This is a genomic window from Reyranella massiliensis 521 (assembly GCF_000312425.1).
Classification (GTDB): Bacteria; Pseudomonadota; Alphaproteobacteria; order Reyranellales; family Reyranellaceae; genus Reyranella; species Reyranella massiliensis.
In genome coordinates this window covers 3752215-3769533 of the sequence record NZ_HE997181.1, presented here as the reverse complement: position 1 = coordinate 3769533, position 17319 = coordinate 3752215, and the positions used below count along the sequence as shown (strand labels likewise).

Here is a 17319-nt window from a genome sequence, read left to right as displayed (position 1 = left end):
GCCTATCGCGCCTTGAAGTTGAACTCCGCGCCCGACCGGATGCCGGTCGGCCAGCGGGCGGTCACGGTCTTGAGCTTGGTGTAGAAGCGCACGCCTTCCATGCCGTAGATGCCGTGATCGCCGAAGACCGAGGCCTTCCAGCCGCCGAAGCTGTGATAGGCCACCGGCACGGGGATCGGCACGTTGATGCCGACCATGCCGATCTTCACGTTGCTGGCGAAGGCGCGAGCGGCATCGCCGTCGCGCGTGAAGATCGCCGTGCCGTTGCCATAGGCGTGGTCGTTCACCAGCTTCACGGCGTCGTCGAAGGTCTTCGACCGCACGACCGAGAGCACGGGACCGAAGATCTCGTCCTTGTAGATCGTCATGTCGGGCGTCACCTGGTCGAACAGGCAGCCGCCCATGAAGTTGCCGTTCTCGTAGCCCTGCAGCTTCAGGCCACGGCCATCGACCACCAGCTTGGCGCCTTCCTTCACGCCCTGGTCGACATAGCCCATCACCTTGTCGCGATGCTGGCGCGTCACCAGCGGACCCATCTCCGACTGCGGATCGAGGCCGGGGCCGACCTTCAGCGCCTGGACGCGAGGCACCAGCTTCTCGATGAGCCGGTCGCCGACATCGCCCACCGCGACGGCCACCGAGATCGCCATGCAACGCTCGCCGGCGGCACCGTAGGCCGCCCCCATCAGGGCGTCGGCCGTCTGGTCGAGATCGGCATCGGGCATCACCACCATATGGTTCTTGGCGCCGCACAGGGCCTGCACGCGCTTATTCTGCTGCGTGCCGGTGTGATAGACATATTCGCCGATCGCGGTCGATCCTACGAACGAGATCGCCGGCACGTCGGGGTGCTTCAGGAGTGCGTCGACCGCGACCTTGTCGCCATTCAGCACCTGGAAGATGCCGGCCGGCGCGCCCGCCTCGGCGTAGAGTTCCGCCAGCAGCATCGGCGCGCTGGGGTCCTTCTCCGAGGGCTTCAGGATGAAGGCGTTGCCGGTGGCCACGGCCATGGCGCCCATCCAGCAGGGGATCATGATCGGGAAGTTGAACGGCGTGATACCCGCCACGACGCCGAGCGGCTGGCGGACCGACCAGGTATCCATGTCCGACGCGACCTGCTCGGAGAAGTCGCCGCGCAGATGATGGGCAATACCGCAGGCGAACTCCACGACCTCGAGGCCGCGTCCGACTTCGCCCTTGGCATCGTCGAAGGTCTTGCCGTGCTCGAGCGACAGGTGCCGAGCCAGATCGTCGATGCGCTTCTCGATTAGCCCCTTCAGGTTGAACATGACCCGCTGGCGGCGCATCGGCGGTGTTGCTGCCCAGGCGAGCTGCGCCTTCTTCGCGATCTGGACGGCGGCATCGATCTCGTCGACCGAGGCGAAGGCGACCTTGGCGGTTACTTCGCCGGTCGCCGGGTTCGTGATGTCGCCGGTGCGACCGCTCTTTCCTGCCACCAGCTTGTTGTCGACATAGTGCCCAATACTCACGACCATCTTTATCCTCCGCCAATTGGCGGGTTTTAGCATGGAACCGGCGTAACCAAGGATGAACTATCCTAGGGATAGACCCTAGGGATGGACCGTCTCGTGCGCGATACAGGCTTCCCGCTCGGTCTGGATCGTCGCGTGCTCGATCTTGAACCGATCATGCAGCAGCGCCGCAACGTCGCGTCGAACGGTTTCCGCGTCTGCGCCCTCGGTCAGGACGACATGGACCGAGAGGCTGACATCGTCGCTGCTCATCGACCAGACGTGGAGGTCGTGTACGCTGGCAACGCCCGGCGTACCGGCCATGGCGGCCCGTATCTCGCCTAGCTCGAGGTGACCGGGAACGCCTTCGAGCAGGATCTGCGTCGTGTCCTTCAACAGGGTCCAGGTGCGCGGCACCACCCAGAGACCGATGGCGATGGCGACGATGGGATCCACCCAGGTCCAGCCGGTCGCCATGATGATGAGCGCCGCCGCAACGACACCGGCGGAGCCCAGCATATCGGCCCAGACTTCGAGATAGGCGCCTTTGACGTTCAGGCTCCGGTCCTTGCCGGCGGACAGGAGGCGCATGGCGATGAGATTGACGACCAAACCCGCCACGGCGATCACCAGCATGCCGCCCGATTCGACGGGCTGTGCGACCATCAGGCGGCTGATTCCTTCCCAGAGCACGAAGGCCGCGACGGCAAACAGCAGAAGAGCGTTGAAGGCGGCGGCCAGAATCTCGAAACGGCGGTAGCCGAAAGTTCGGCGTTCGTCCGCCGGACGTTGGCCGATTTTCACGGCCGCGAGGGCGATCGCCAGGGCCGCGGCATCGGTGAACATGTGTGCTGCATCGGAGAGCAGGGCGAGGCTGTTGAACAGATAAGCGCCGACCAGCTCGACGATCAGAAAGGTGGCCGTGAGGGCGAGCGCGATGCCCAGCATCTTGCTGTTGGCGCCTGCGGCATGATTGTGGGAGTGACCGCCACTGCCGTGGCTGTGACCTGTATGATCGTGGCCTGCAGACATGGGGTTCCTGTGGCGCGACGCGGCAGTGTGATGGCTTGCCGACAGATTCGCAATCGCACGTCGAACGGGAGGCGGTGCAAGGCTTCGCTAGGCGCGCCCCCACTCGATGGCGGCCCGCAGGCGCTTCCATCCAGGGATCAGAAGCCGGCCTTGTCGATCAGGAAGGCCTTGAAGGTGATGATGTCGCTGGGCTTGCCGGTCTTTGCGCAATGGTCGGCAAATTCTTTGGGAGTAATGGCGACCATCTTGATGGTGTGCCGCCGGGCGCGCCACTCCGCCATCCGTGCGGCCTCGCGAATGTGCCAGTCCGAATAGCTCGAGGCAGGATAGTGTTTCACGGTACGCTGAAACACTTCATGATCGCTCGCCGTGACCTTGGCGAAGTACTGTATGGCCATGCCGGCGGGTCTCCTTAGGATTGCGGCCCGCGCGTTTGTACCCGTCAAAGAGATGATTTTCCATGCCCTTGCCGCCATGCGTCGCGTCGTTGTTCTGACGATTTTTGCTGCCGTCCTGAGTCTTTGTTTTGCCGTGGGCGGAGCAGCAGAGGCTCAGACCGTCCAGGATATCGAACAGGCTTGGCGCGGCTGGATGGCCAGGCAACAGCGCTCGACCGGCGGGTTGGTCGTGGTCCATGGTGGCCGGCCTGTGCATTCAGCCGAGATGGGCCGGCTGGCGGCCGGTACGCCGGTGCCGCTGGCAAGCCTCTCCAAGGCGGTGACCGGCGTCTGCATTGCCTCCCTGATCGATCGCGGTCGTCTCGATTTCGACACGCGCGTCGCCGAAGCGATGGCAAGGACCCTGACGCGCATCGGACCGCCTGCCGATCCGCGTCTGCTGCAGGTGACGATCGGCGAACTGCTCGCTCATCGTGCGGGCTTCGACGGCAAGAACGATGCGACCTCGGGGGCCTTAGCCACCTACTTGCGGACCCATACCGCACGGGAAACCGCCTTCGATGCCCAACTGAAATGGGTGATCGCCCAAAGGCTGCCCCTGCAACCCGGCACGAAATACGCCTACTCGAATGCAGCCTATCTGCTGCTGGGCGCGATCATCGAGGAAGCGACGGGCCAATCGTACGAAACCTTTTGCCGGCAAACCGTGCTGGTGCCGCTGGGCGCGCGCGACGCCGAACTCGATCCGGCATGGCGCATTCTCTCAAGCTACGGTGGCTGGCGCATGCCGCTGGCGGACTATGGCCGCTTCTACCAGGCCTTCGCCGTCGACAATCCCGCCATCGGTCCCGTGGCGCGGCGCTGGATGATGCAGCCGCCCTTCGCAGGCGAGGAGCGCGCCGCCACGCACTATGGACTGGGCACCTTCGTCCGGCCGACGCGGCAGGGCGGCGGCAATTTCTGGCACTGGGGCCGCTGGACCTACACGATGAACAACAGCTTCGACGGACCGTTGCGCATCTCCTATTCGACCTTCGCTGTCCGGCTCGGCGCCCTCGACGTCAACATGGTGGTCTATCTAGAGCCCGGCCTTCAGGCCGGGCCCGCGCATGGCGAACTCGACCGCCTCCTGGGCGACGCGGCGCGCGCCGTTACGCGCTGGCCGTAATCTACTAGGCCGCGAAGCGGCGCAGCACCTCGCCGGGCCGCGCCTTGGGATCGGCGCAGAAGCCCTTCTCGTCGGCGGCCCTGGTGCCGTTGATCCAAACGCCGTGCAAGCCCACGGCCGAGGCCGTGAGCCGAGCGGCGCCGGCCGGGAGGTCGTGGGCGCGACGCTTCGGTCCGCGTGCCACCGTCGCGGGATCGAACAGCATCAGGTCGGCGGCGTAGCCTTCGCGCAGGAGACCACGGCCTTCGATGCCGAACAGCTTCGCCGGCTGCCCCGTGAGGCGATGCACCGCCTGGGCCAGGTCGAGCACGCCGAGATCGCGGCTCCAATGGCCCATCAGATGCAGGCCGAACCCGGCATCGCAGAAGAAGGTGAGGTGGGCGCCGGCGTCGCTCAGCGAGATGTGCGTATTGGGATCGGCCAGGATCTTGCCGACGGCCGCATCGTCGTTGTGCAGGAGTTGCGCCACGAACATCGTGTCGAGCTTCTCCGACAGGGCGAAGTCGAGGATGAAATCCAGTGGCTCCTTGCCCGCCTGCTTGGCCAGCACATCGAGGGTCGCGCCTTCGAGAGCACGGTTCTCCGCCTTCGCCGTCTCGACGACGAAGAGCTTGTTCCATTCGCTGTTGAACAGCAGCCGGCCACGCTTTGCCTCCAGTTCGGCGCGCACCGAGGCACGCCAGGCCGGATCGCGGTAGATCTTCTCGAGTTCCGCGGGATCGTGGGCGGCCATTGCGGGTTTCCACGCCTGCATGCTCTCGAACAGGTAGGGGCTCTTGAAAGTGAAATCCATGCTGAGCGGACAGCACGACGTCTGCGCCACCAGTTGGTGCCCGCGGGCGCGTGCCTCGTTCACCTGGCGCAGCCAGTCGAAGGAGGCCGCCGGATTGGTGTTGGAATGGAAGAGCGCGGCGATCACGACCGGCCGCTTGGCCTCGGCGGCGATTTCTTCGAGATAGGGGATCGAGGTTTTGCTGCCCTTGGTCAGCATGTAGACGCCTTTGCCGCTTTCGCTCATGGCGCGGACCAGGGTGCGCAGCTCGCGATCGTCGGCGAGGCGCGAGGGCATGGGCGTCCCGCCCTCGCCGTTATGGGCTTCCGCCGTGCTGGAGGCGAAGCCGACCGCGCCGGCCTTCATAGCGTCGCGCACCAGATCGGCCATCTGGGCGACTTCGGTTTCGGTCGCCGCTCGTTCGGTTGCGTCGGCCCCCATCACGAAGGTGCGGATGGCCGAGTGGCCGGCGAAGCAGGCGACATTGGGACCGACGCCGTTCTTCTCCAGCATGTCGAGATACTGCGGAAAGCTCTCGAACTCCCAGCGGATGCCGGCGCGCAAGGCATCGAGCGACATGCCCTCGACATGGGTCAGGTGGCGCATCGTGAGGTCGCGGTCCTGCGGCTTGCAGGGCGCGATGGTGAAGCCGCAATTGCCGAGGACGGTCGTCGTGACGCCGAGCGCAGGGGAGGGATCGACGAACGGGTCCCAGGTGATCTGCGCATCGTAATGCGTATGGCCGTCGATGATGCCGGGCGCGAGGGCCAGCCCGCTCGCTTTCACCGTTTCCTTCTCCGCGCCGAGCTTGGGGCCGATGGCGGCGATCCTGCCGTTGGTGACGCCGACGTCACCGTGAACCGGCTTGGTGCCCGAGCCGTCGAAGATTTCAGCGTCCCTGATGACAAGGTCGAACATCTTGGTTTCCTCCACGGGGAACCCTAGTCTGGCGGCAATAAAATGGAACCGGAGGATTGCATGCCTGGCATGAAGCGTCGTGGATTCGTCGCTGGGACCACCGCCTTTGGGCTTGCGAGCGGGCTCACTCCCGCAATCGTCCGTGCGCAGGATTTTCCGACGAAGCAGGTCCGGGTCGTGGTGCCCTATCCGGCGGGCGGTGGCACGGACCTGGTGGCTCCCCTGATCGTTCCGCGTCTTGCCGATCGCTGGAAGCAGACCGTCATCATCGACAACAAGGGCGGCGCGAGCGGCATTCTGGGGAGTGAGATCGTCGCAAAGGCGGCCCCCGACGGCTACACGCTTCTGGTGATGACCAGCGCGCACACGATCAATCCCTACACGACGAAGACCCTGCCCTACGATACGGAGCGCGACTTCACGCCCGTGACGCCGTTGATCGAGGGCGCCATCGCGCTGGTCGGCTCGCCCAAGGCGGGCTTCGATGCGATGGAGAAATTCCTGACGGCGGCGCGCGCCAATCCCGGCAAGTACCAGTTCGGCAGCACCGAGAATACGACCCGCCTGATCGGCGAACTCTTCCGGCTACGCAGTGGGCTCAAGATCGAGAATGTCGCCTACAAGGGGGCAGCGCCAATGATGCAGGAACTTGCCGGCGGCCACATCCCGGTCGGCTTTACCAGCCCGCTCACGGTGATGTCGCATCACCGCGCCGGCACGCTGCGCATGTTGGCGGTCAGCACCGGCAAGCGGCTGGCAGCATTGCCCGATATTCCGACCATGGCCGAGGCAGGCGTGGCGGGCGTCGAGCAGGGGGCGTGGTTCTCGCTGTTCGGCCCCGGCAATATGCCGCCGGCATTGACGCAGCGCCTGCGCGACGATGTGGTCGCCGTGCTGGCCGAGCCGGAGACGCTGGCCAAGATTCGCGATCTTGCGAGCGAGCCGGGCGGCGAGGCGCCGGATGCCTTTGCGCAGCGTATCAAGAAGGAGTTGGTGGCCTGGGGCGAGATCGCCAAACAGGCGGGCATCGAGCCTGAGTGATCGTCAGCCGACGATCGTCTTCTCCTCGACGATATAGCTCTTGATGCGGCCGATGAACTTCGCGCCGTCGGCGTGCAGCGCTTCCATTTCGGGCGTATGCGACGCCGCCTCGAGGGCGGCGCGATCGGCGAACCACAGTTCGGCAATGCCATCGATCTCGATGACCGTCTCGCCGACGTCGGCCCGGCGGCGCACGCCCTCTATGTGGTTCTGCACGTAACGCAAGAGGCCAGGCACGGCGCGCGCCAGCGGTGCGTGGACGTCGACCCAATGCGCCACGAACTGCTCGTGGGTCCAGTCGTCGCGGCGTGTCAGCAGGCCGATTGTCTTGATCATGGATGGCGGTCCTCCTGTTGCCTAATACTAGTGCCATGATTCGGGCCATTGCGATTGCCGTTCTTGTGCTGTTCGGCGGCCACGCCTGGGCGCAGGGCGTGAGCTTCCCGAGTGTCGCGGTCGGCACCAGCCAGGCCGGACCGGAGGTGAAGGGCTGGATCTCCCGGCCGCCGGGCGATGGTCCGTTTCCCGCGATCATTCTGGCGCATAGCTGTGCCGGTGTCGGTCGGCATACCGACGGATGGGCGAAGTTGCTGGTGGGGTGGGGCTATTTCGTGCTGGTGCCGGCTTCGTTCAATCCGCGCGGCACCAAGGCGGTGTGCACGACGCCCGGCGTGGTGACGCCGAACATGCGTGTCGCCGACATCGCGGGTGCTCTCGACTATCTCGCGACGCGGCCCGATGTGGTGAAGGGCAAGGTCGGGATCATCGGCCACAGCCATGGCGGCTCGACGGTGATCCGGTCCGCACAGTCGAGCTTTGCGCTCGCCAAGCGTGGGCTCGTGGCCGGTGTCGCCTACTATCCGGGCTGTAACCCGCAGTTCGATGCCGGCATCGACATCCCGGTCCTGCTGCTGGCTGGCGACAAGGACGATTGGACGCCCTCGGACCGTTGTCGAAAGCTGGTCGGGAGTCTCGCCCGCGGCGATCTCGTCGAAGCTGTCTACTATCCCGAGGCCTACCACAGCTTCGATGCGAAGGCCGTGGATCGCACCGTGTCGGGTGCCGGCGGCAAGCCGCACCGGCTGGTCTACGACACCGTAGCCGCGCCAGACGCCGAAGCGCGGACCCGGGCGTTCCTGGCGAAGTACCTGCATTAGGCGGCATTCCCGAGTGCGGGGAGGATCGGTCAAAACCGATCCGGGTTCCGGCGTATCGGCACGATCCCGTCGGTATCGTCAGATCTGACTCTTGAACCGCTCGATCAACCATTGCGCGGCGGGGCCGGGCGGCGTGTCGGTGCGATACAGCGCTTTCAGCGGATAGATACTCTCCGACCATTCGGGCAGGTCGAGTTTGACCAGCCGGCCGGCGTCGAGGTCGCCTTGCACCATCGCCGCCGGCATGTTGCCCCAGCCGACACCCGCCAGCAGCAGGGCGTGCTTGGCGCCGAGGTCGGCGAGGCGCCAGCTCTTCGTGCTGATGACCCCGAAATCCTGTCCTTCGGTGAGCTTCGATCGGTCGGTCAGGACGAGCTGGATGTGGTTGCGCGCGGCACCGGGCGTCTGCGCGCCAAGGCGTGCCAGTGGATGAAACGGCGCCGCCACGGGGACGAACTCGACGTGACCGATGGTGATGCGTTCGAGGCCGGTCGTATCGACATGCAGCGGACCGCTGATGCCGACGACAGCCGCACGTTCGGAGACGAGCTGGGTGATCGCGCCCAGCGTTTCGACATGAAGTCGCAAGGGGACGGTCGGGAACGTGGCCTGAAATGCCTGGAGGGCGTCGACCAGGCGGCTGGTCGGCAGCATGACGTCGACGGCGACCGAGACCTCGGCCTCCAGGCCTTCGAGCAGGCCCTTCACCTTGGCCCGCAGCATGTCGACGCTGTGAGTTACGGTTCGCGCCTCAGCGACGATGGCGCGGCCGGCCTGGGTCAGCTCCGGCTTGCGCGTCGCCACGCGGTCGAACAGTGGCAGGCCGAGCTGGGCCTCGAGATTGTCGATCGCATAGGTGATGGCCGATGTGGCGCGGTTCAGCCGGCGGGCCGCCGCCGCGAAGCTTCCGGCGTCGACCACGGTGAGCAGGACCTGAAGCTGGCTGAGGGAGGGAAAGCCGGGCTCTGACATTTCTAAAATACTGAAAAGATCATTAAATATTATACAGATTTTAAGGTGAGAAGGTAGCCCCTACATAGGTCCTCGACAGGAAGGAGGGCGTCTCACATGAAAAACTCAAAGCGGACCGTCGCTTCGGTCCACGAGGCTTTCCGGGCCCTCGAAGGCGACGGATTCGAAGTCCGCCGGGCCATCCCGTCGACGGCCTACGAGGGCATCGGCCCCTTCATCTTTCTCGATCAGTTCGGCCCGATCGACGTCCGGCCGGGCGAGGCGAAGGGCGCGTCGGCGCACCCGCATGCCGGCATCGAGACGCTGACCCTGCTGCTGGAAGGCAGTCAGCGGCACAAGGACAGTCTCGGTAACACCAGCGCCATGCGCCCGGGCGAGGTCCAGTGGATGCGCGCCGGCCGCGGCGTGATCCACGACGAAGGTCCCGACGAGGCGATGCGCCGCGACGGCGGACATGTCCATGGTGTGCAGCTCTGGATCAACATGCCCAAGGGCGAGAAGCATGCGGCGCCATCGTACCGCCATGTGCGGGCGTCCGAGATTCCAACCCTGCAAAGCGGGGATGGGCGCGTGCGGACCCGCCTTGTTGCCGGAACGCTCGGCGATCTGGTCGGGCCGATCGCGACCTCGGGCAATCCCTTCGTCGTGCATGCGTCGCTGAAGGCCGGTGCCGAAACCGAACTCGAAACAGGCAACGTAGCGGAGCTTGCGGTCTACGTCATGGTCGGGGCCGTGCGCATCGGCGGCGACGGCAGGCGCATCGCCGCTGGCCAGCTGGCGCGGCTGACGGCCGGCCAGGTCGTAGCCCTTGTCGCGGCGGAAGACAGTGAAGTGTTGCTGATCGGCGGCGATCCGCTCGACGCGCCGATCCTGCGTCATGGACCGTTCGTCATGAACTCGATCGCCGACCTCGAGCGCGCGGTTCGCGACTATCACGCCGGCCGCATGGGCCGCATCGACACCTGAGTTTCTGCAACCCCCAACCCTCAACAGCGAAAGACGAGTGGAGAGTGTGATGACCAAGGTTCTTGTTCTCTATTATTCGAGCTATGGCCACATCGAGACGATGGCCAAGGCCGTGGCCGAGGGTGCCCGCGAGGCCGGCGCCCAGGTCGATATCAAGCGCGTTCCCGAGACCGCGCCGGAGGCGGTGGCCAAGGCCGCCCACTTCAAGCTCGACCAGGAAGCGCCGATCGCCAAGGTCGAGGACCTGGCCAACTACGATGCCGTGATCGTCGGCACGGGCACGCGCTTTGGCCGCATGTCCTCGCAGATGGCGAGCTTCCTCGACCAGGCCGGCAGCCTGTGGGCCAAGGGGGCGTTGCACGGCAAGGTGGGCGGGGCCTTCACCTCGACGGCGACGCAGCATGGCGGCCAGGAGACGACGCTGTTCTCCATCATCACCAACCTGCTGCACTTCGGCTTGGTGATCGTCGGCCTCGACTACGGCCACGCCGGCCAGATGACGCTCGACGAGATCACCGGCGGCAGCCCCTACGGCGCCACGACCATCACGGGCGGTACCGGACAGCGCCAGCCTTCGGAGAACGAGCTGGTCGGTGCGCGTTATCAGGGCCGCAAGGTCGCCGAGACGGCGAAGAAGCTCGCGGCATAGCGCTCGCCGGGCATTTCGAGAAAGGGAGGAAACAGCCGGCCACCTCGGGCCGGCTGTTTGCTATCTGGTCGCGGCCAGCGCTCAAGTCTTCAGGAAGGCCAGGAGGAGCCGGTTGACTTCGTCCGGCTGTTCCTGCTGCACCCAGTGTCCGGCACCTTCGATCAAGTGGATCGCTTTCATGTTGGTGCAGACGCTCTTCTGCATCTTCTCCAGGGCGCCGGGAGCCTGATAGTTGCCCCAGTCGCTCTTGCCCGAAATGAAGGTCGAGGGCTGATCGATGGTGCGGCCGGTGAAGATCTCGAGTTCCGGCGTGACGCGGCCGCTGGTCCGCGCGCGATACCAGTTCAGTCCACCCTGGAAGCCGGTGCGCTGATACTCGCCGCTGTAGACTTTGAGTTCGGCCTCCGTCAGCCATTTGTTGGCCGCGATCTCGGCCGCGCTCGGCATTTCCTTGGCGACCGACTCGGCCATGCCTTCGGCAAGATCCATGATGTAGTAGGTCGGCATCTTGGCCAGCTCTTCGGCGATCCAGCCCTTGAGTTCGTACGGCTTGTTCGCCTTCCAGTCGGCGCTCTTGTAGTGATAGTAGGCGCGCAGGAAGTCGTGCAGGCCCTGCTTGGCACGCCACTGGTTTTCGTTGGCCTCGCGCGTCGACTGATACCACTGGTAATGCTTGCGCGGCCGCGGCAGCGCCGCCAGTGCGGCATGGATGTCCGGCGCCTTTGCGGCCGGTGGCTTGCCGTCGGTGTCGAACGGTACCGCCGTAGGTCCTGCGAAGGGCGCACTCATCAACGCCATGCGCTTGAAGATGTCGGGCCGCGCCAGAGACGAGTAGGAGGCGACTGCCGAGCCGAAATCGTGGCCGACCGCAGCCTCGGCCGTGCGATGGCCCAGCGCATAGAGCACGCCGATAGCGTCGCGCAGCAGATTGGTGAAGCGAAAGCCGCTTTGATCGGCATCGTAGTCTGCGTCCCATCCGGTCGTGCGACCATAGCCGCGCAGGTCCGGCGCGATCGCGTGATAGCCAGCGGCACCGAGGGCCGGCAGCACCTTGCGCCAGCTGTAGGCAAGTTCGGGGAAGCCGTGGAACAGCATCACGGCCGGCCGGCCGCGCGGCTCGAAGCCGGCTTCCAGGATGTGGATGTCGAGGCCGTTGATGTCGGGAAGAATACGGCTGCGCACACCGGCGGGCAGGACGGAAGAGGGAAGCGGTTCCATGGTCTTTGTGTCCGAGGCTTGAACGAAAGGAACCGCGAGCCTACTTTGATGACGTCGAAAAAGGCAGGCCGGTGTGGTTTAGTCCGGCGCTTTCGTCCGCTCTGCGGGCGTCAGTCCTGACGGGAGCGTCGCTCCCTTGCCCCGCGACCTCGCGCCTGCGCACTCCCGCGTCGGCGAACAAGAGGAACGTGGACCATGCAGCAGCAGATTTCTCTGATCACCCTGGGCGTCGCCGATCTCGGTCGCTCCAAGCGTTTCTACGGCGAGGGTTTCGGCTGGAAGCCCGTGTTCGAGACACCGGGAATTGTCTTCTATCAAATGAATGGGTTGGTGCTCGGCCTCTGGCCGACATCGGACCTCGAAGGAGACATGCAACGTCCCGGTTTGGTGCGGCCCGGCGCCTTTGCCTTGGCACACAACGTTCCCGCCAAAAAAGACGTGCAGCCCGTGCTCGATCGGCTGGCGGCCGCCGGCGGGCGGATTCTGCGGCCGGCCGATGAGCCGCCGCACGGCGGTTTCCGCGGCTATGTCGCCGATCCCGACGATCACGCCTGGGAGATCGCCTGGAACCCATCCTGGGCGATCGCAGAGGACGGAAGGATCACCTTCCGCATCTGAGCTTTAATCAACTGAATGGTTGAATATTGAGAGTGGTGTATTATATTCAACTCAATGGTTGAATATAATACACCCGCCCTGGATCGCGTGTTTCATGCGCTCGCCGATCCAACCCGTCGCGCGATGCTGCGTCAGCTGGCTGACGGTGAGCACAGCGTGGGCGAACTGGCGCGGCCATTCGACATGTCCTTCGCAGCTGCGGCCAAGCACGTGAAGGTGCTGGAAGAGGCCGGGCTTCTCAGCCGAACCATCGAAGGCCGCACCCATCGCTGCCGCATCGAGGCGGGGCCTCTGGCCCAAGCCGACCGCTGGATCGCTTACTACCAGCGCTTCTGGACGGCCCGCCTCGACGATCTCGAAACCGCGATGCTGCGTCACGCGCATCAGAAGAAGAGGAGGAGTCGCAAATGACGGCTGCACCCGACGGCTACGGCCGGATCATCGCGCCTGCCGAAGTGCGCTTCGAGCGGCTGTTGCCGGGGCCGATCGAGACGGTCTGGGCATTTCTGACGGACGAGAAGAAGCGCGGCGAATGGCTGGCGCCCGGACCGATGGAACTCAAGGTCGGCGGCAAGGTCAAACTTGCCTTCAAGCATGCCGATCTCTCGCCCCATCAAGCGCCGGCGCCGGAGAAGTACAAGAGCCTCGACTCCAAGGGACACGAGAGCCACCACGAGATCACGCAGATCGATCCGCCGCGCCTGCTGGCGATGACCTGGCCGGAGAGCTCGGAAGTGATCTTCGAGCTGAAGCCGCAAGGCAGCCAGGTCCTGCTGACGGTGACGCATCGCCGGCTGGCAAGCCGAGAGGAGATGCTCGACGTCAGCGGCGGCTGGCATACGCATCTCGACATACTGGTCGAACGCGCCAATGGGCGGACGCCGCCTGCCTTTTGGATCGTCTTCGGCGACATCGAGCAGGAATACGAGAGGCGCTACCCCAAAGACTGAATTGTCGTCCCAGGTTGCCCATATTCGCTCTGTGCGGCTGCGCTCTCGCGAATATAATCAACGAGCGCGAGAGCCGACGGTCGCAAGGCCCGGTAGTTGGAGGCGTTTTTTCCTTGGCGGCGACGGACAACTCGAAACTGTTGGAGGCCATCGGCACTCTTTACGACTGCGTTGCCGAGCCTGATCGCTGGCAAGCCGCTCTGGGCCAGATCACGGAGATGACGGACAGCGTCCTCACCATGCTGGCCGTCATGGATCCAGCGAGGAAGACGGCGCGCTTCTCGGCGGTTGACGGCGATCCGATCGTGCTCGAGCCGCTCGTTTCGACCTATGCGGCTCACGTGCCGTTCTATTCGATCCTGCCCAAGTTCGAACTCGACGTTCCGCTCGACTTCGATGCGCTGTGCAATCTGTACGGTCCCGATGGTCGTGACGTCTGGTACGCAAGCCGCACCTACACGGAATGGATGCAGCCCAATCGCTTTCGTACGGGCTTCAATCTTGCTGTGATGAAGCGTAACGAGTTTGTTGGCGCGCTTACCACCATCACCCACGACGACATGCCGGCGACGCCGGCTAGCAAAGCGCGGCTGGCGCAGCTCGCGCCGCACATCCGGCGCGCCGTCAGCATCACGGACCTGTTCGAGGTGGAGCGGCGCAGATCCCGGATCTTCCAGGAAGTGATCGACAATCTGGCGCATCCCGTCCTCATCGTGACGGGCGACATGCGCCTCCTCTACGCCAATACGGCGGCCGAGGTCCTCCTGCGGGACGAAGCGTTCATCCGGCAGACCGAAGGCCGGCTGACCATTGCCTATGCGCAGGCACAGGCGTCGATAGCGCACGCCGTGGAACTCGGGAACCGCGACGAGGTTCTCCTTGGAACGGTCGGAATCGGCGTCCCGCTCGTCAAGACAGACCGACCGTCGATCGTCCATGTGCTGCCGCTGGCGCAACGCCATCACGCGGTCATGTCTCCCCAGGCGACAGCCGCGATCTTCATTGCGACGCCCGGGACCAATCCCATCCCGGCCATCGAGGCGATCGCGGCCCTGTTCGGGCTGACGGCTGCGGAAAAGCGGGTCGCTGCCCTCGCAGCCGAAGGCATGACGCGCAACGAGATCGCCAGGGCAAGCGGCGTCTCGGATCATACCGTGAAGACGCAGCTCGGCGTCGTCTACGACAAGACAGGCACCCGCGACCAGCGGCAGCTGCAGTTGCTGATGCGTGAACTCACGCCCCCGATCCGGACGGGCCAGCCGGAGGGATACGACGAGGCCTGACCGGCTTCTGGCCGCGCATCACCCTATCGGGCGATGCCTGCGGCATCGGCCATCCGATATTGCCTCCCGCCGGTTTGTTGTCGGGAGAGTGCAAGTGTCGGTCAATCGTTGGAAGCTACGTCTCTCGGTGTCCGCATTGGCGCTCATGGCCACGACGGCCCCGCTATCGGCGCAGAGCGTCTGGACCGGAGCGATCGACAACGACTGGTTCAAGGCCGGGAACTGGGCGCCGGCGATCCTTCCCACCGGCCCCACATGGGTCAATTCCGATACGCCGGGCCCCATCATCGACGGCGGGCCGGCAGTGTCTCTGACGGGCCTTACGGTCATTGCCCGCGACGTCGGCACGACAGGCAGCCTGATCGTTCGTAACTTCGGCTCCCTTACCACCGAATCCGCCAGGATCGCCTTTTCGCCCGGTTCGGCCGGGACGGTGACCGTCGACTCGGCGGGCTGGCACGTAGACACCAGCCTGGTTGTCGCCAGCGCCGCCAGCGGCGCCTTGAGGGTCGTCAACGGCGGTACCGTGTCGACCGGTACCTATCTCACGATCGGCGATCAGGAAATTGCCACCGGCGTCGTGACCGTCGACGGATTGGGGTCGACCTTGCTTGTGGGGCAGGCGCTCGAGGTCGGATGGTCCGGCAAGGGCACGCTCGATATTCGCAACGGCGGTGTCGTGATCAGTGGCGTCGGACGGATCGCTTCGGGTGAAGGTTCGTCCGGCACCGTGACGATCGATGGCGCCGGTTCGACCTGGACCAGCAGCGACGTCGTCACGATCGGCAACTTCGGCAACGGCATCGTGACGGTTCGCAACGGCGGGGCACTCTCCGCGGCGGGCAGCTTCGCCATTGCCGTGGATGCCCAGTCTACGGGCGCCCTCAATATCGGTGCGGCCGCGGGCGATGCGGCCGCGGCGCCCGGGACGGTGGCGGCAGCGATCATCCAGTTCGGTGCGGGGGATGGCAGGGTCATCTTCAATCACACCAGTGCAGGCTACGCCTTTGCGCCGGTCATGATCGGCGACGGCAGGATCGATCAGATCGCCGGCACGACGATCCTGACCGGGAACTCCGGCGGGTTCACCGGAAACACCAGGGTAAGCGGCGGGCAGCTCATCGTGAACGGCTCGCTCGCCGGGTCGAACATCACCGTGTCGGGTGGTGTGCTGGGAGGTACGGGAACACTCGGCGATGTCGGCATCCATCCCGGCGGCACGGTGGCGCCCGGCTTTGCATCGATCGGCACGCTGACCGCCGGCAACTTCGGCCAGGCGCCCGGTTCGGTCTATCAGGTCGAGCTTGCCTCCAACGGGACGGGCGACCGCATCAACGTGACCGGCGTCGGCCAACTCATCGACGGCGCGGCACTGCAGGTCGTCAAGGCGGACGGCGGACCCTACGTGCTCGGCACGCGCTACACGGTGCTGACGGCGAACGGCGGTCTCTCCGGGACTTACGTACTCACGGGCGACACCCAGCTGACGGCGTTCGTGGGCTTCGTCGCGGCCTACGATCCCAACAATGTCTATGTCGACGTGCTGCAGACTCGCTCCTTCACGGCGGCCGCCCAGACATCGAACCAGCTCAATACAGCGGCCGGTCTCGGGACGCTGCCGACATCGGGTTCGCTTTCGTCGGCCATCCTCGCCCTTCCGAGCGATGCCGTGGCCCAGTATGCCTTCGATCAGCTCTCGGGCGAGGTCCATGCCTCGATCAAGAGCGTCCTGATCTCCGACAGCCAGTTCGTGCGCGACGCCGCATTCGGCCGCCTGCGCAGTACATCCGGCAACCCGGGGACGGCGCTGGCATCGACAGCGGGTCAGACCGAGTGCGAGGCGGCGACGTCGTGCGCCACCATCGATCGCGTGACTTTCTGGACACGCGCCTTTGGGTCCTGGGGGCGCTGGAACAGCAATGGTAATGCCGCCGCTCTGTGGCGCGATACGGGTGGCTTCTATCTGGGCGCCGATGTTCCGGTCATGGAGGACAAAGCGCGCGCAGGCCTTCTTGTCGGCTACAGCCGATCGAGCTTTCAGGTCAGCGACCGCAACTCTTCCGGCACCAGCGACAACTTTCATCTCGGCCTCTATGGCGGCACGCAATGGGGCGATCTCGCTGTTCGCCTGGGCGTTGCCCATACGTGGCATGCGCTCTCGACCAGCCGCTCTGTTGTCTTCCCCGGCTTCGCCGACACGGCCAAGGGCAGCTACACGGCCGGTACCACCCAGGTGTTCGGCGAGCTGGGCTATGGCCTGCGGATGGGCGGGGCTTCCTTCGAGCCTTTCGCCAATGCGGGTTATGTTAGCCTGCGGACCGACGGTTTTAGCGAGACGGGCGGAGCAGCCGCTTTGACGAGTTGGGGATCGGTCAGCAGCGCCACCTTCACCACGCTGGGAATACGTGCGTCGACCGGCTTTACGTTGGGTAGTGTCGAGGCCACCGCAAAGGCCAGTGCCGGCTGGCGGCATGCCTTCGGCGACACGACCCCCGCCGCGCTCTTCGCCTTTGCGGGCGGCGGAACATTCACCATACTGGGCGTGCCGATCGCACAAGACGCTGCCGTCGTTGACGCGGGCTTCGACTTCCGCCTCGCCCCCAATGCCACGCTCGGGATCTCCTATGGCGGGCAGTTCGGCGCCGGCGCGCTCGATCAATCCGTCCGCGGCAACCTCAGCATAAAGTTCTGACCGACATGGGGCG

General features: G+C 65.2%; 17 protein-coding genes. 10 read left to right on the top strand and 7 right to left on the bottom strand.

Going from position 1 to position 17319, the window contains the following annotated elements; translation table 11 throughout:
• Positions 1 to 2: 2 nt before the first annotated feature.
• The 3 genes from BN60_RS18335 to BN60_RS18325 form a co-directional block, all read right to left on the bottom strand.
• Entirely contained in the window at positions 3 to 1496 is a 1494-nt protein-coding gene (locus BN60_RS18335) for a CoA-acylating methylmalonate-semialdehyde dehydrogenase (protein WP_020697579.1), read from the bottom strand.
• Positions 1497 to 1571: 75 nt separating this feature from the next.
• The gene (locus BN60_RS18330; RefSeq protein ID WP_020697578.1) at positions 1572 to 2504 is read right to left on the bottom strand and encodes a cation diffusion facilitator family transporter; all 933 of its coding nucleotides are present in this window, start codon (positions 2502 to 2504) and stop codon (positions 1572 to 1574) included.
• A 137-nt stretch (positions 2505 to 2641) separates the two neighbouring features.
• Positions 2642 to 2902 (bottom strand): hypothetical protein, encoded by a 261-nt coding sequence (locus tag BN60_RS18325; protein ID WP_020697577.1) that lies wholly within the window; start codon positions 2900 to 2902, stop codon positions 2642 to 2644.
• Between the two features lie 193 nt (positions 2903 to 3095).
• On the opposite strand from BN60_RS18325, the gene BN60_RS18320 reads away from it, so the two are divergent.
• Positions 3096 to 4070, top strand: a complete 975-nt coding sequence (locus BN60_RS18320) for a serine hydrolase domain-containing protein (protein WP_215905917.1) — start codon at positions 3096 to 3098, stop codon at positions 4068 to 4070.
• A gap of 4 nt (positions 4071 to 4074) precedes the next feature.
• Here the strand turns inward: BN60_RS18320 and BN60_RS18315 are convergent, their stop codons facing one another.
• Positions 4075 to 5760, bottom strand: a complete 1686-nt coding sequence (locus BN60_RS18315) for an N-acyl-D-amino-acid deacylase family protein (protein WP_020697575.1) — start codon at positions 5758 to 5760, stop codon at positions 4075 to 4077.
• Positions 5761 to 5829: 69 nt separating this feature from the next.
• Between BN60_RS18315 and BN60_RS18310 the strand changes: the two genes are divergently transcribed.
• Entirely contained in the window at positions 5830 to 6801 is a 972-nt protein-coding gene (locus BN60_RS18310) for a Bug family tripartite tricarboxylate transporter substrate binding protein (protein WP_043286114.1), read from the top strand.
• A 3-nt stretch (positions 6802 to 6804) separates the two neighbouring features.
• Here the strand turns inward: BN60_RS18310 and BN60_RS18305 are convergent, their stop codons facing one another.
• On the bottom strand, positions 6805 to 7137 hold the full coding sequence (locus tag BN60_RS18305) for an EthD family reductase (RefSeq protein WP_020697573.1): 333 nt from the start codon (positions 7135 to 7137) through the stop codon (positions 6805 to 6807).
• Between the two features lie 35 nt (positions 7138 to 7172).
• Here BN60_RS18305 and BN60_RS18300 point away from each other — a divergent pair, with 35 nt between their 5' ends.
• Positions 7173 to 7958, top strand: coding sequence for a dienelactone hydrolase family protein (locus tag BN60_RS18300; RefSeq protein ID WP_020697572.1), 786 nt, complete (start codon positions 7173 to 7175; stop codon positions 7956 to 7958).
• A gap of 78 nt (positions 7959 to 8036) precedes the next feature.
• On the opposite strand, the gene BN60_RS18295 is transcribed toward BN60_RS18300, so the two are convergent.
• Positions 8037 to 8930 carry a LysR family transcriptional regulator gene (locus tag BN60_RS18295; RefSeq protein ID WP_020697571.1) on the bottom strand — a complete coding sequence of 298 codons (894 nt, stop codon included), beginning with the start codon at positions 8928 to 8930 and terminating at the stop codon, positions 8037 to 8039.
• A gap of 96 nt (positions 8931 to 9026) precedes the next feature.
• On the opposite strand from BN60_RS18295, the gene BN60_RS18290 reads away from it, so the two are divergent.
• The gene (locus BN60_RS18290) at positions 9027 to 9896 is read left to right on the top strand and encodes a pirin family protein (RefSeq protein WP_020697570.1); all 870 of its coding nucleotides are present in this window, start codon (positions 9027 to 9029) and stop codon (positions 9894 to 9896) included.
• Positions 9897 to 9945: 49 nt separating this feature from the next.
• Complete coding sequence (gene wrbA / locus BN60_RS18285) at positions 9946 to 10545, top strand: NAD(P)H:quinone oxidoreductase (protein WP_020697569.1); 600 nt, start codon at positions 9946 to 9948, stop codon at positions 10543 to 10545.
• Positions 10546 to 10626: 81 nt separating this feature from the next.
• Here wrbA and BN60_RS18280 read toward each other — a convergent pair whose 3' ends face one another.
• The gene (locus tag BN60_RS18280) at positions 10627 to 11763 is read right to left on the bottom strand and encodes an alpha/beta hydrolase (protein WP_020697568.1); all 1137 of its coding nucleotides are present in this window, start codon (positions 11761 to 11763) and stop codon (positions 10627 to 10629) included.
• A 195-nt stretch (positions 11764 to 11958) separates the two neighbouring features.
• Between BN60_RS18280 and BN60_RS18275 the strand changes: the two genes are divergently transcribed.
• From BN60_RS18275 to BN60_RS18255, 5 genes are all read left to right on the top strand, one after another.
• Positions 11959 to 12381: a VOC family protein gene (locus BN60_RS18275; RefSeq protein ID WP_020697567.1), complete on the top strand. Its 423-nt coding sequence runs from the start codon at positions 11959 to 11961 to the stop codon at positions 12379 to 12381.
• A 54-nt stretch (positions 12382 to 12435) separates the two neighbouring features.
• The gene (locus BN60_RS18270; protein WP_020697566.1) at positions 12436 to 12792 is read left to right on the top strand and encodes an ArsR/SmtB family transcription factor; all 357 of its coding nucleotides are present in this window, start codon (positions 12436 to 12438) and stop codon (positions 12790 to 12792) included.
• Positions 12789 to 13331 carry an SRPBCC family protein gene (locus BN60_RS18265; RefSeq protein ID WP_020697565.1) on the top strand — a complete coding sequence of 181 codons (543 nt, stop codon included), beginning with the start codon at positions 12789 to 12791 and terminating at the stop codon, positions 13329 to 13331. The genes BN60_RS18270 and BN60_RS18265 overlap by 4 nt, the downstream gene beginning before the upstream one ends.
• Positions 13332 to 13444: 113 nt before the next feature.
• Positions 13445 to 14614, top strand: a complete 1170-nt coding sequence (locus BN60_RS18260) for a helix-turn-helix transcriptional regulator (RefSeq protein ID WP_020697564.1) — start codon at positions 13445 to 13447, stop codon at positions 14612 to 14614.
• Between the two features lie 94 nt (positions 14615 to 14708).
• Positions 14709 to 17306 (top strand): autotransporter outer membrane beta-barrel domain-containing protein, encoded by a 2598-nt coding sequence (locus BN60_RS18255; RefSeq protein ID WP_051150154.1) that lies wholly within the window; start codon positions 14709 to 14711, stop codon positions 17304 to 17306.
• Positions 17307 to 17319 lie beyond the last annotated feature (13 nt).